Genomic DNA, 13,457 nt, shown 5'->3' on the forward strand with positions numbered 1-13,457 from the left:
GTGATACACCGCACCAAATTCCAAATTCGGTAAATTCAATGAGTAGTGAGTCTAAATCCCCCACTCATTGAATCTACCGAATGTATTCTTCTTTAAAATTACAAATTTATGTTGATGGAGAGGAAGTTATGTTGAGATTGAGTGATGCACGTAATTTTTTCATATTAATGTGCTTGTTTTTTTTCTGTTATGATGCCAATTCATCTAGCACTGCTACTCCAGTAAACACCCAGCCGCGATTTTCGGTTAACAGAGGATGTAATATAAGCTTCAATCCCCAAATAAATCAGTTTACGCTTCGCGCTCCTATAACTGTAAAGGCACAATCGTCAAGGGCTAGATGTATCATTAGAATTGATACCTCTAATAGTCAAAAACAATTTAGGCTCGTGCCTTTAGCTGTAAAAGGTGTAGTCAAGAAAGCACCAGCACAAGTAGCTATTACATCATTTTTACTTGGCGATAAACCAACTCCATATCAAATAAGATATGAAAGTACTATAAATTTTGATTTGACCAAGCAAATACTTCCAACTAACTATACAACTACAGGAAAAAGTGTTTTAGGCATTAATTTAGTATTAACAACAACCGGAGGAGAATTAGAGTTGACAGATTTCAAATTTGCACTTCAACAAAAATAATAAGCTCAATTTTGAGGGATGCTCCTCAATTCTGATGACGTTGCGTTTGCGATCGAGGTGCTGTCAAGATTGGCAAAGGCAGCGAGAACTGTAAAGTCAGTATCCTTGTGGAAGTCAGTAATGATATAGGACTCATATCTGATTTTTAAACGAAATTTTAGGGACTTCCAGAAAATAAATTATCCAATTGACTCAGATCGTATTTTTCTTTCTCCCCCTGCCCCCTGCTCCCTGCTCCCCTACCTACCTTTCAAGGGCAGGCTTTTAGGCTTTCGATAAATAGTTGAGAATGTTCTCAATTATTGAACGTAGTTTTAAGTTCTCAGACAATGGTTTTGGTTTTAAAATCCCAAAAATTTGTCTAATCAAAAAAACCTGCCCCAGAAAGCCCCTACCTACACCAAGATCGGATATTTTTTGTGTTGGAAGTCCCTTAGATAAAACCCTTATTATAAAATGGGCTTTTCAGTCTCAAGATGTTTTCAGAAATCAAATTGGAGTCCTATATCAGTACCTTGTTTAAGTTATTATAGTGACAACTGCGTGCGTAAGTGCTAATTCCAATTGCGGCGGAAATGGAAGAAGCCTTCTAAAAACTCTTGCAAAGGAATGTTGGTATTTAACTTTTGCTTACTCCACTCTCTTGCAGTTCGTTCCAGAATTTCTGAGAAACTGGGGTAGGCAGGAGATAAATTTGCTATATGTTTAACTTTTATTTTTTGTGATATTCCTAAGGCAATCAAATTAATTAATTCTCCAGCTTCTGGCCCTAATATCGAAGCTCCCAAAATTTCCCCATTGCGTAGCACAATTAATTTACACATACCAGTGGTTTCATCCCGAAGTTGGGCTGCGGCCACTGTTTTAAAATACTGTCGCAAAACTAAAACTTCATCTCGACGAAATTGGCGTTTTGCCTGTGCCTCTGTCAAACCCACTTGCGCCAGCATTGGCGCAGAAAATATTGCCCAAGGAAGTGAGGAATAATTTACTCGTAATCTAGGGAAAAATAGTGCATTGTTCAGGGCAATTTTTGCTTCATAATTAGCAATATTGGCAAAGTCGTAACCACCAATTACATCTCCACAAGCATAAATGCGGTGGTTAGTGGTTTGCAGTTTATCATTTACTACTAAGCTACGCCGATGCCATTTCACACCTACTGTTGCCAAATTGAGAAATTCAAGATTCGGCTGTTGGCCAGTCGCCACTAAAATTTCATCAGTTTCAATGGCCTTATCTCCTGCTTGAATCCACTTTTTATTTTCAATTACCCTCACCTGAGTTACTGGTTTTTCGGTGAGTACGCGCACACCTTCGACTTCTAGCTGCGCCTGAAGCAATGTGGCTATCTCAGGGTCTAGATATGGAAGAACATAAGGATGCTTGACTACCAGCGTCACACTGCAACCAAACCTTGCTAAAGTTTGAGCAATTTCAATACTTTGGGGAATTCCACCGATAATTACCCAATTTTTAGGCAATGTCGCTCCCTGGAAGGATTGCCAAATATTAGAAAGGGTTAGATAGCCAGTGGCTTGTAATCCTTCAATCTCTGGAATTTCTGGACGCGAACCACTGGCTAGCAAATAAGTACGGGCACGTAGTAGGCGATTGTTAACGGCAAAAGCCAATTGAGGTGAAGATTGAAACTGACCACTGCCAACGATCGCATCGACTCCCTGTGCAGCTAGAATGGCTGGGGAATACTGTTCTTGGAGATTTGAAGCGACGCATTGAGCATACAGCATCGCTTCTTGCCATGCCATAGATATCTGGCATTCTTCTGAGGTATCAGTGTGTGTGGCATGAATACCAAAACCAGCCGCATCCTTCAACTTCTGCGCTAGTTTACCAATTTCGGTCAGAGCATGGTGATGAGTAAACCCGTAGTCTACTTTGGTTTGTACCAGGGCAACTGTAGCACGTAGTTGGGTTGCAGCAAGTGCAGCATAGTATCCAGCAAGACTGCCACCAATAATTACAACATCGTAGTCATTTGTCATTTGTCATTTGTCATTTGTCATTGGGTATTGGGCATTGGGTATGGGTGAAAATGAAAATTACCTCATTTCCCCTATTTCCCTACTCTCCACTCCCCACTCAGCACTGAGTTTAGCGCTGTTAGTAAGCGTTGGTTATCGGACTCTTGACGTACAGCAACCCGGAAAAAGCGATCGCCTAGTTCTTTAAAACTAAGGCAATCGCGGATTAAAATCTGGTGATACTTGAGTAATTGTTGCTGTAACTGGGAAGTAGATTCTTGGGACTCAACCAGTAAAAAGTTAGCAGCACTTGCTTGGGGTTGCAATCCTGGGATTTCAGCTAAACCCTGAAACAGTTGGTTTCGTGCAGGTGGTAGCCATGCCCAGGTTTGCTGCTGAAACTCCGTATCCTGGAGTGCCGCAATTGCCGCTGCTGCCGCTAGCGTGTTTACAGGCCAAGGATCTCGCCATAGCTGCCATTTAGCTAAACAGTCAGGATGTGCGATCGCATATCCCAATCGTAGTCCTGGGAGACTGTAAAATTTGGTCAGCGATCGCAATACTACTAAATTCGGATATTCCTGCACCACCGGAATCAGGCTTTGTTCCTCATTGGGCGGCACAAAATCCATAAATGCTTCATCCACCACAACCAAAGTAAATTGCTCCAGGTAGGGCAAAATAGAGTCCCGTGAAAATAGTTTTCCGGTTGGGTTGTGCGGATTATTCAGCAATAGTCCTTTGTCCTTTGTCCTTTGTCCTTTGTCAATAACCAATGACCAATGACCAGGGAAACCCCCAAGACCGCACTGGCTCACCAATGACAAAGGACACTCCAGCACATTAGCGTTGTACCCTGCCAAGGTTCGGTAGTAATCGCCAAAGGCTGGAGTGATTAAAATTGTCGCGGCTAATTGAGCTAATTCCCTACCGATTAAAGTAAGTAATTCTGCGGAGCCGTTACCCGGCAGAATCCACTCTGACGGCAATTTATGGAAGTGACTGAGAGCTAGTCTCAGTTCACTATAGTTTGGGTCTGGATAGTGCTTAAGATTACCAATTTGGGACTTAATAGCAGCGATCGCGCTGTTTGGAGGCCCCAACGGGCTGATGCTAGCAGAAAAATCCAGAATAGCATCAGGGGGACAGCCAGCCAGTGCTGCTGCCCAGGCTAAATTTCCCCCGTGTGCAGGTTGCCGCATTAAAAAAGGGTTCCCGAAGACAGAACCTATGCTTTTGGGGGTGCTACCTTTTCTCTAAACAGTTTTCCTGCGGAGAAGGCAGGAACTCTCGTCGCTGGAATTTCCATTTTTTCATTTGTTTTCGGGTTGCGACCTTCACGGGCTTTACGTTCCCGTGATTCAAATGAGCCAAATCCCACCAACGTTACCTTATCACCAGAGGAAACCGCTTCAATAATCGTTTCCAAAGCAGCAGTTAAAACTGCATCCGCTTGTTTTTTGGTAACACTAGCCTTTTCAGCTACGGCATCAACTAATTCACCTTTGTTCATGTCAAACTCCTGAAGGTTTACTTGAGATTTCAGTACGGATGCAGATTAATACATCCGTACTGAAATCTTTGTTCGTGGAAATACAAAAATCATCCTTTGGGAGTATTTTTTCTCAAAACGGCTGTACATCCCATCGGCTCGACTTTTCAATGAATCATTCTAAGGTGTAGTAGCCTGATGTGGATAGATGAAACCATTAATTTATATAGATTTCAGGATTTTTTGTAATTTTAGGGTACTTGTTTCACTAAAAATCAACCCAAAAGTAGGAAAAAATACCTAGTAAATCCCGCAATTGCCAAGAAAACAGGGAAGAGATGGTCAATGTTTGTTGGCATTCATTACCGATGTTGAAGAGTTATTGCTGAGATTAAGCAATTTTTATGGAAATTGAAGGCTCAGATTCCCGATTTCTTTAAAAAATCGCAGATTTTGCTCACTTTTTATCTGATATGGAAAATCCAATACGAAATTTAACCCCATAGCAAGCTTCTTTTGTAGCGAAGAGGAAAAATTAAAGCTTTTCCCCTAGAAGGCTATCCATTAGTCACATGTTTCTTAACATTTGTGGGGCGATGCCTACGGTGGTAAACTACGCTGCAACAACTTCTTCTGGTGCATCCGTTACGCCTTTAACTGTCTCCATATACTTTGAGATTATTTATTTTTTGCAAGCCCATCATAAAAAAATGCCGGAGTGAGTCAATCCTTAGCAGAAATTTTTTGTTGCACCCAAGCCCGAAAAGCACGAGTAGTATTTAAATTTAATCCTACTTGCGAACAAGAAGATCCCCGACTTCTTAAAGAAGTCGGGGATCTGAGCCTTTAGCAGAGGTGATTCACCTACTCATCATCTTTATTACCTGCCAGGAACCTTCAACCCACGCCGCTCAAGGATTTGCCGCACTTCTGGGCTGGGGGTGTAGTTATAGCCATAGGAGGAGTTCTCAGAGTCATCCATAATCTGAGGTGTAAGTAACACAATCACCTCTTGACGCTGGTTCTGGCGGTTTGTACTTCTAAATAGCGAACCAATCAGTGGAAGATCGCCTAAGATAGGAATTTTGGTGACAGCTGTCCGGTCTTGGTCTTGAATTATACCACTCAGGACTAGTGTTTGACCATCTCGTAAGCGAATTAAGCCAGAAGTAAGAGAGCGCTCAGACACTAAAATAATTTGTCCATTTCCTGTATCTGCTGGGGCGGAAGGAGCGCTGACAGTAGGAGCAACCGATAGAGAAACGAACCCATTATCGTCAATCCGCTCAATTTTGACGTTCAAGGTTAAGCCCACTTTTTGTTTCTCAATTGTTTTTTCTGTCCTAGAACCACCAGAAGTATCTGTTGTTTGGAGGGTTATATTTCCCACTACTTCTTGAGTAAGATTCACCAGAGCCTGTTGACCTTCTTGCACAATTAAGGTTGGGTCGGTCAAAATCTTGGCATTGCCATTTGTAACCTGAGCCTGCAAGCTAGTGAGAAGAGATTTGGTAAACCTGTATGCAGGAGTCAAAGCAGCTCTTGGATCTAAAATTGTTGGTGTATTAGTAACGCTACTTCTTACTTCATTACTAGTAGGTGGTCTGGCACCGCCAAAATTTAGAGTTGCAATACCACCATCATTGCTAAAGTAGTTGTTACCAACCCCAAAAGAAAAGCTACTGTTGTAGTCTTGAATGTTCGAGAGGTTAACATCAATAATCTTGACATTGACTACCACTTGCCGACGGCGGATATCAAGCTGAGTTAGTTGAGCCATCGCAATCTCAATCAGTCTAGGAGAACCAATTAAGGTCACGGAATTGGTGCGCTCGTCTCCTAATGCCTGTAAACCTCTTAATAATGGACTAGAGTCTTTAAAATCAACGCGTAGAGGTTGAATTTGGGTTTCCGTGGTTGTCTGAGTTTGGGTGATGGGAGCAGCCGTATTACCCACGGCTACGGCACTAACACTGGTAACTTGTCGTTCGCGGCTGACGGCACTTTCTGCTCCTAAGCCAACTAAAAAATTCAGGGCGACTCCTACCGTGACCTGATTGAGTCGCATACTACGTACAACCATATCACGGGTCGCATTAGGTAATTTAGCCCCGACAAAAACTGTACGACCACTGCGGTTAGCTTCTAAACCACTCAGGCGCAAAACGTAATTAAATACATCTTGCACTGGCTCATTTTCTATATCTAAAGAAATAGTTTGAGAAACTGCTGGTGCATTAGCACCGCCACCTGCCTGACCTCCACCAGCTTGCTCACCTCCTACGTAAGCCAAGTTCAAACCAGCAGCACGGGCAAGTAATGACAAAACCTCACGTACTGGCGCATCACGCAGTACTAGACGAGGTACACGTTCCTGAGTTGCTAAGTCAACAGTACTAGGAGAAGCATCGGTAGCCGAAATAGCAATATCTCCCACTGGGGGGGCGACAGCTCGAGGTAAGAACGGTGGAGCCTGACTCAGAGGTTGACCTGGACCAGCCGCTTGTGCAGGTTGTCCGTCAATGGTGACTTGCGGGTTAGGAACGAGAACACCTGGATTTTGACCAGGTTGGGCTGGAGTTGTAACAGGTGGCGCTGTGGATGTTGGGGTTGTTGGGGCTGTTGGCGTTGGCACTGATGCTGTAGTGCCTGTTGAAGGGCTAAAGCTGAGTGTAATTCCATTTGGCGATCGCATCACAGGTTGACTGCCAGGTGCATCGTTGCTCCCAGTTACCGTCACCCGAACACTATTAGCATCAAGCTGACTAACCTCAACAGAGGCAATTCCTGGTGCTGGGTTATCTTGACGAAAGCTATTACCTTGTGGTAATCGTAATTGAGTGTTGATAACATCAGCGACTAAAGCCTTGCCTCTTTTTGTAGTGAAAACTTGGGCGCGCGATCCGGAAGAAGTTTTCAAAGCGACGTTAATTCCACCATTAACGGGATTTAACTTGACATCAGTAACTTGACTAATTTGTGCCCAAACTGGTTGAGCTGCCAAAAATACAAAAGCAGCAGTAGCTAAAATAAAACTATTACCGTGAAGCTGTTTCACAGTTCATTCCTCACCTTATAAAACCTTGTTTACAAACAATTTTGAGTAGGCACTTAGAAACCACACGCCAATTGCTTATGGGGTTTCCCCATTGGCGCTAGCCTCTCCTTTTTGGAAAAGACCATGTTGGCTTAACTACACGAGACTTTGCCCACCTACCCTACGGGAAGGCCAAGGGCGAACGTGAGTTTCAAAACCCTCAATTATTTCCTTAGTCTGTGGGAAGGGTTTGTCTACGCTTGTGTAGCCGCGAATTCTATTCGTCCTAGCTCTAATTTGACTACTTTTTCGGGGCAGCTTTCGCTGCTGCCGCTATTTCTTCTGGGCTAAGTGGCATCAATACCTGTAACTGGAATGATGTATTAATCGCTGCTGGGCCTACCTGCATCGGCGTTTTATCTAATGGGGATCTTGTCTCTGTTGGAGCCAAAGTTGCTTGATAATCTTTAACTATTAACAAAGGCTGTAACCGCTCAATGTTACGAATTATCGATTGTGTTTGTTCATAAGTTGCTGTAATCTCAGCGCTGATCGTACTGCGTTGCAGCTTGCCGTCAACCCCTACTCCTAGACTTCCATCGGTAATCGGTTCTGGTTTTTGAGAAATCGGCACATATCTCTTCAGTTTGGCTCTGACTGCATTAATAGAAGTTGCACTATTGCCAGACTCAATTAAGCGGTTCAAATCCAACAGTAATGTATCTAAGGTTTTTTCGTTAGCAAATAAACTTAAAACCTGAACTTTTTGCTGCTTTGCCTGTGCTAGTTCGTCTTTAACTTTGTCAATCTGTTTGATATTGGCTTTTTTTTGCTCAATTTGCGCTTGCAGTTCAGAGCTTTTAGCTTGCTGTTGCTGATAGCTTTCCCAAGCTGGCATCAGCAGATTTAAAAATATATAAGCTGCTCCCGCTAAACCAACTACCCCTACCAAGATCCCAATAATTTTTGGTGTGAAGGCAATACCAAATACCACAGGTGCGGCTGGCGTTGCCGGATCGAATTCCCCACCTTGTTCGGCAAAATTTAAATCATCACTCAGCGTCATTTTGAAATGACTCCTGTTTGTTGCATATTACGAATTCGAGTTACTAACCCCACTGTGCCTTTTTTTTCCAACTCTCGAATTAATTCCGACGCTGGAACGTCGTTCATGCTCGATTGAATAGTGTATTTAACTACTTGAGGTGGCTTAATTACGACATTATTAGAAGATTGACTCGCACTTGATGTTAAGGGAGCATCTACTAACGCTGCTGTCAGAATTCTGGTTTCTGTAGGCTTTAAAAACTGAGATTGTTGTAAACTCAATAAGAAATCATTGACATCATTAAAGGAACGAGCCAATCCGTTAATTTCTAATCCCCCCGCGGGATTATTTGGCGGCTGACCTGCTGCTACTGCAATGGGTGGGATTTGCTTGATATTTTCGATTTGCACTGCCGTTGGGATGCGATCGCGCAAATCTTGCAGCATTGCTGACCAAGGACGAATCTGGTCAAATACAGTTACTAAAGCTTGGGTTTCCCCTTTAATTGCCTTCGTCTCGTCTTTGATTTTGTTAATATTTCCTATTTCTGTATCTAACCTCTTGCTTTCTTGATCTAGTTGTGCAATCTGACCATCTAATTCAACAATCTTCCCTTGCAGCAACCACCAACCAACTCCAAATAAAACCGGAAGACCTATACCTACTGCAACTCCTACATACAGTAGTGTCAAATCCCCCGTAGGAAGTTTTAGGGCTATTCCTCGTTGTTTCTCTGGCTTTTTCTGGTATGCTGGGCGGTCTTTAAGAAAGTTAACATCTAGGCTGTACATTTTATTACACCTCCCGCATTCCTAGACCTAGTACAATCGCCAAGCCAGAGCGTTGTACCTGTGGATATTTATCAGTGTCAACTTCCAAAGATAAAGATCCGATTGGATCTATTTGGGTAGTTGGCAAACTCAATCGTTGGGTAAAAAATTCATCTAGCTGTTGAAGTCCACCTCCTGGTCCGGCTAATAAAATCTGCGCTACCTCCAAATTTTCACTTTGATTCAGGTAAAAATCGATGGAACGGCGCAGCTCATCCGTTAGTTCTCCCAAGACTCTCAAGATGGCAGCCATGCCAGGATCGAGTTCGGTAACGCCAGTTTTACCTCCGTCTATGGGAGTTGCAGGAATAACCATTCCGTGTAACAATTCCATGTCTCGTGATGTAGGTAAGCTCATTGCCCTTGCTAAGGCAGTTTGCATTTGATAAGTCCCGATGGGGACTGTGCGCGAAAATTGCGGCACTCCGTTAACGATGATGGCTATTTCTGTACTATCGAACTCGATATCAACTAGTACTGCTGCTTCTTGCGGCCCAAATTGTCGCAGTTGTTCGCGAATAGTCCGAATTAGAGCAAAACTGTTAATTTCTAAAACATCAATTTGTAATCCTGCCTGCTCGAAGGTACTTATATAGGTATCCGTGATCTCCTTGCGGGTGGCAACTAGGAGTACGTGTACCTTTTCAATGCCATCTTCATCTACAAAATACCCAAGTTTCTGATAATCTACATCAGCCTCTTCACGAGGATAGGGTAAGTACAAACCTGCTTCATGGTTCAGCACCATTTCTCGCAGTTCTTTATCATCTAACTCTGCTGGCACTGGTATAATCCGAACGATAGAATCTCGTCCTGGTACACCAGTAGCAACGTGAGAAGTTTTGATTTTGCTCTCAGCTAGCGCTTGCTGGATTAATTGCGCCATTGCTGGAGGGTCATTGATTTGACCATCGATAACTATCCCTTCTGGAACTGCTACCGATGTATAGGTTTCTAATTTCAAGCCTTGACCCTGCTTGCGTAGCTGAACTACATTCACTCGTTCGGGAGCAAGCTCAATGCCTACTCCTTTTTTCGATTTGCCAAACAGACTATTGAAGCTTTTTACCACAGTTGTGCCCGCTGGACTGCTAAATTGAAAATTTAAATTTGTTGCAGTAAAGGCGTTATATATTACGTCTTTACGGGTAATTTATTTAGCCTATAATCTCAACAATTCTGTCTAAGCTTTTCACACCGATCAAGCGTAAAAATACTGGGAAAATGATTCAATTGCGAAAATTTAAACAACTTGTTGCTTTTGTACTGCTTGGCTTAATAACCAGTTGGGTTATCAGTTGCAGCACAGGTAATGTTAATACAAGTACAAAACAAGCTACTTCAGGAGTGGGAACTGTTGAGTTTTGGACAATGCAACTCCAACCTCAATTTACCGACTACTTCAAAAGCCTAATTGCGAATTTTGAATCGCAAAATCCAGGTATAAAGATTAACTGGGTTGATGTACCTTGGGCAGCAATGGAGAACAAAATATTAACAGCTGTCTCCGCAAAAACGCCACCTGATGTAGTTAACTTGAATCCGGGTTTTGCTTCCCAACTTGCCGGACGAAATGCCTGGTTAGATTTGGATGCTAAAGTCCCGAATGATGTACGTTCCTCCTATCTGCCAAATATCTGGAAAGCAAGCACGCTTAATGGCAAGAGTTTTGGGATTCCCTGGTATCTCACCACACGGTTAACCATTTATAACACTGATTTATTAAAACAGGCAGGTATCAATAAAGTCCCCGTAACCTACGCAGAATTAGCACAAGCAGCGCAACAAATTAAGGACAAGACGGGAAAATATGCCTTTTTTGTAACTTTCGTACCGCAAGATTCTGGTGAAGTGCTGGAATCTTTCGTGCAAATGGGAGTCACCTTAATAGATGCTGAGGGGAAAGCGGCGTTTAATTCAGCGCCAGGAAAAGCCGCGTTTCAGTATTGGGTAGATTTGTATAAAAAAGGTTTGCTTCCTAAAGAGGCTTTAACCCAAGGACATCGCCACGCGATCGATTTATACCAATCTGGAGAGACTGCGTTTCTAGCTTCTGGGCCAGAGTTCCTAAAAACGATCGCTAATAATGCCCCGAAAATTGCTCAAGCTTCGGAAATAGCACCTCAACTCACTGGTGACACAGGTAAGAAAAATGTCGCGGTGATGAACATAGTTATTCCCCGCGATAGCAAACAACCAGATGGCGCTGTGAAGTTTGCTTTATTTGTCACCAATAACGAAAATCAGTTAGCCTTTGCTAAAGCTGCAAATGTTCTGCCTTCTACAATCAAAGCATTGTCTGATAGTTACTTTAAAGATGTTCCAGCTAATGCTTCAACAATAGAAAAAGCACGAGTCATGAGTGCTCAAGAACTGCCAAAGGCAGAAATATTGACCCCGACATTGAAGGATTTTAATAAACTGCAAAAGGCAGTTTACGAAAACTTGCAAGCAGCAATGTTAGGGCAGAAAACTGTAGATAAAGCTGTTGAAGATGCGGCGCAAGAATGGAATCAGAGGTAAATTCGTAATGACGCTCCTGCGTCGCTACCGCTACGCTAACGTAATTCGTAATTCATAATTACGAATTATGATTTATGAAATATATTGGTGGTTGCTAAAAAGTCGCCGACTAAATAAAGAGAACCACACAAAACGATTAAATCTTCTGTGGTAGCGGTTGTAGTGGCGGCTGTTAGTGCTGTGAATAAATCTGGATGGATTTGGCGATCGCTTAATTCGGGACAGAGGCTGTAAGCTAGATTTGATAAGTAGTCTAGATCCGCAGAAGTTCTACCGGGCCAGGGTTCTACTGGTATTGGCACCAAATAAAGGCGATCGCCTGGTCGCAGTAAGGCGGTAAAAATATCAGCATGATCCTTATCGGCAAACATTCCCACAACCCAATTGACGGGCTTATGGTTAACTGCGTCTAAGCTATCAACATATTGGCGAAGAACTTCGGCAGCGGCGGTATTATGAGCGCCATCAAGTAATAATTTATGGTTACTCCAAGTAATCCATTGCATCCGCCCCGGCCATTTAGTTTTGGCCATACCGTTAATTATGGCTTCTTCTGAAATCTGCCAACCCTGTTGTTGGAGAATTTCTAAAGCAGCTATTGCCAAAGCGGAATTTGCTAATTGAATTTGTCCGGCTAATGGCAAAGGGTATTTAATTAAGTTTGAATTTTGAATAGTTTGATATTCTGCCCATCCTGTAGCGATTTCACGGGCAGGTTGAGGCGTAAAAATCGGGCATTGTAATTCTAAAGCGCGCGATCGCACTACTTTGTCTGCCTCTGGTGGTAATAGTCCAACCACAACGGGACATCCAGGTTTGAGAATACCTGCTTTTTCTCTAGCAATGTCAGCGACGGTAGGGCCAAGTTGTTGCCAGTGTTCCCGGCTAATGGAAGTAATAAGTGTAACCAAAGGTTCCAAGCAGACATTGGTAGCATCTAAGCGCCCTCCCAGTCCGACTTCTACCACAGCCACATCAACTTGCTGCTGGGCAAAATATAACCAAGCAGCCGCTGTGATTACTTCAAACTGAGTTGCTGATTCGTCCTGATAACGAATAACCGCTTGGACTTTTTCTAATAATTGACTCAATTCCTCAGAGGAAATTTGCTGTTCGTTCAGACAAATACGTTCCGTCCAATCAACTAGATGGGGTGAAGTGTAGCGTCCTGTACGATAACCAGCTTCTGTGAGTACTGAGGAAATATAGGCACAGACTGAACCTTTGCCATTAGTGCCAGCAACATGAATTACCGGGACTTGGTGATGGGGATTGCCGAGATTTGCCAATAGGTTGACAATGCGATCGAGTCCCAAATGGACACCAAAGCGTTGCAGGGGTTGTATTACAGAATCGATATCCAAGGAATGGGAGTAGGGAGTGGAGACAAGGGGACAAGGGGACAAGGGGACAAAGGGGACAAGAGGAATAATCAATGCCTAATACTTCGGCTTCGCGGTAGTTGAATCTCGACTTACTTCGACTACGCGGTAGTTGAATCTCGACTTCGCTCGATTACCGCGCAGTCGAAACTCAGTACAAGTCGCTCGATTACCGCGCAGTCGAAACTCAGTACAAGTGCCCCGTGCCCCATACCCCATTAATGAATTTAAGCTTCTCTATCGAAAAAGCCTTGAAATTGTCTTAAAGCCGCAGCGCCAATATTAAACACTGCCCAACTAGCAGCAATGACTACTGGTGCTAAAACGATCGCTATACGAAAATCGATATCCATATCTAAGAACCCCTCTTTTAAGTAGAAATTAAAGTTTTGTCAACAGCTCTCATTTTTATTTTTAGCTGAAGTGGGCAATTTTTCCAAATCCAAATGTAAAGAATGTTTAAATTATGGGGCATTGGATATTTGTTATTAGTCATCAGTCATTTGTCATTGGTTA

General features: G+C 43.0%; 11 protein-coding genes. 2 read left to right on the plus strand and 9 right to left on the minus strand.

The annotated features are described in order from the left end of the window. The first annotated feature begins 80 nt into the window (after positions 1 to 80). The gene (locus NSTCB13_RS01710; protein ID WP_445629911.1) at positions 81 to 644 is read left to right on the plus strand and encodes a hypothetical protein; all 564 of its coding nucleotides are present in this window, start codon (positions 81 to 83) and stop codon (positions 642 to 644) included. Between the two features lie 554 nt (positions 645 to 1,198). On the opposite strand, the gene NSTCB13_RS01715 is transcribed toward NSTCB13_RS01710, so the two are convergent. The 7 genes from NSTCB13_RS01715 to pilM all read right to left on the minus strand — a co-directional run bounded on the left by NSTCB13_RS01715 (position 1,199) and on the right by pilM (position 10,108). After that, positions 1,199 to 2,650, minus strand: a complete 1,452-nt coding sequence (locus tag NSTCB13_RS01715; protein WP_445629910.1) for a dihydrolipoyl dehydrogenase family protein — start codon at positions 2,648 to 2,650, stop codon at positions 1,199 to 1,201. A 71-nt stretch (positions 2,651 to 2,721) separates the two neighbouring features. Continuing rightward, complete coding sequence (cobD, locus tag NSTCB13_RS01720; protein ID WP_448271193.1) at positions 2,722 to 3,831, minus strand: threonine-phosphate decarboxylase CobD; 1,110 nt, start codon at positions 3,829 to 3,831, stop codon at positions 2,722 to 2,724. 26 nt (positions 3,832 to 3,857) lie between these two features. Beyond that, positions 3,858 to 4,142 carry an HU family DNA-binding protein gene (locus NSTCB13_RS01725; protein WP_010998076.1) on the minus strand — a complete coding sequence of 95 codons (285 nt, stop codon included), beginning with the start codon at positions 4,140 to 4,142 and terminating at the stop codon, positions 3,858 to 3,860. A gap of 859 nt (positions 4,143 to 5,001) precedes the next feature. Then, the gene (locus NSTCB13_RS01730; protein ID WP_448271194.1) at positions 5,002 to 7,179 is read right to left on the minus strand and encodes an AMIN domain-containing protein; all 2,178 of its coding nucleotides are present in this window, start codon (positions 7,177 to 7,179) and stop codon (positions 5,002 to 5,004) included. A 280-nt stretch (positions 7,180 to 7,459) separates the two neighbouring features. Then, positions 7,460 to 8,224, minus strand: a complete 765-nt coding sequence (locus NSTCB13_RS01735) for a pilus assembly protein PilO (RefSeq protein ID WP_448268485.1) — start codon at positions 8,222 to 8,224, stop codon at positions 7,460 to 7,462. Next, positions 8,221 to 8,997 carry a PilN domain-containing protein gene (locus NSTCB13_RS01740; RefSeq protein ID WP_322710651.1) on the minus strand — a complete coding sequence of 259 codons (777 nt, stop codon included), beginning with the start codon at positions 8,995 to 8,997 and terminating at the stop codon, positions 8,221 to 8,223. The genes NSTCB13_RS01735 and NSTCB13_RS01740 overlap by 4 nt, the downstream gene beginning before the upstream one ends. A gap of 4 nt (positions 8,998 to 9,001) precedes the next feature. Beyond that, on the minus strand, positions 9,002 to 10,108 hold the full coding sequence (gene pilM / locus NSTCB13_RS01745; RefSeq protein ID WP_445629905.1) for a type IV pilus assembly protein PilM: 1,107 nt from the start codon (positions 10,106 to 10,108) through the stop codon (positions 9,002 to 9,004). A 152-nt stretch (positions 10,109 to 10,260) separates the two neighbouring features. Here pilM and NSTCB13_RS01750 point away from each other — a divergent pair, with 152 nt between their 5' ends. After that, the gene (locus tag NSTCB13_RS01750) at positions 10,261 to 11,559 is read left to right on the plus strand and encodes an ABC transporter substrate-binding protein (RefSeq protein ID WP_445629904.1); all 1,299 of its coding nucleotides are present in this window, start codon (positions 10,261 to 10,263) and stop codon (positions 11,557 to 11,559) included. Positions 11,560 to 11,624: 65 nt separating this feature from the next. On the opposite strand, the gene NSTCB13_RS01755 is transcribed toward NSTCB13_RS01750, so the two are convergent. Both NSTCB13_RS01755 and NSTCB13_RS01760 read right to left on the minus strand, forming a co-directional pair. Next, positions 11,625 to 12,923: a bifunctional folylpolyglutamate synthase/dihydrofolate synthase gene (locus NSTCB13_RS01755; RefSeq protein ID WP_448271195.1), complete on the minus strand. Its 1,299-nt coding sequence runs from the start codon at positions 12,921 to 12,923 to the stop codon at positions 11,625 to 11,627. Between the two features lie 245 nt (positions 12,924 to 13,168). Then, positions 13,169 to 13,294, minus strand: coding sequence for a photosystem II protein Y (locus NSTCB13_RS01760; RefSeq protein WP_322671746.1), 126 nt, complete (start codon positions 13,292 to 13,294; stop codon positions 13,169 to 13,171). Between the last annotated feature and the right edge of the window lie 163 nt (positions 13,295 to 13,457).

The organism is Nostoc sp. DSM 114160, from assembly GCF_053470305.1.

Excerpts from the sequence above, each read along its gene's own strand:
- NSTCB13_RS01750 (WP_445629904.1), top strand. The coding sequence starts at position 10,261 with ATGATTCAATTGCGAAAATTTAAACAACTTGTTGCTTTTGTACTGCTT.
- NSTCB13_RS01735 (WP_448268485.1), bottom strand. The coding sequence starts at position 8,224 with ATGACGCTGAGTGATGATTTAAATTTTGCCGAACAAGGTGGGGAATTC.
- NSTCB13_RS01740 (WP_322710651.1), bottom strand. The coding sequence starts at position 8,997 with ATGTACAGCCTAGATGTTAACTTTCTTAAAGACCGCCCAGCATACCAG.
- NSTCB13_RS01715 (WP_445629910.1), bottom strand. The coding sequence starts at position 2,650 with ATGACAAATGACTACGATGTTGTAATTATTGGTGGCAGTCTTGCTGGA.
- NSTCB13_RS01725 (WP_010998076.1), bottom strand. The coding sequence starts at position 4,142 with ATGAACAAAGGTGAATTAGTTGATGCCGTAGCTGAAAAGGCTAGTGTT.
- NSTCB13_RS01760 (WP_322671746.1), bottom strand. The coding sequence starts at position 13,294 with ATGGATATCGATTTTCGTATAGCGATCGTTTTAGCACCAGTAGTCATT.
- NSTCB13_RS01710 (WP_445629911.1), top strand. The coding sequence starts at position 81 with ATGTATTCTTCTTTAAAATTACAAATTTATGTTGATGGAGAGGAAGTT.
- cobD (WP_448271193.1), bottom strand. The coding sequence starts at position 3,831 with ATGCGGCAACCTGCACACGGGGGAAATTTAGCCTGGGCAGCAGCACTG.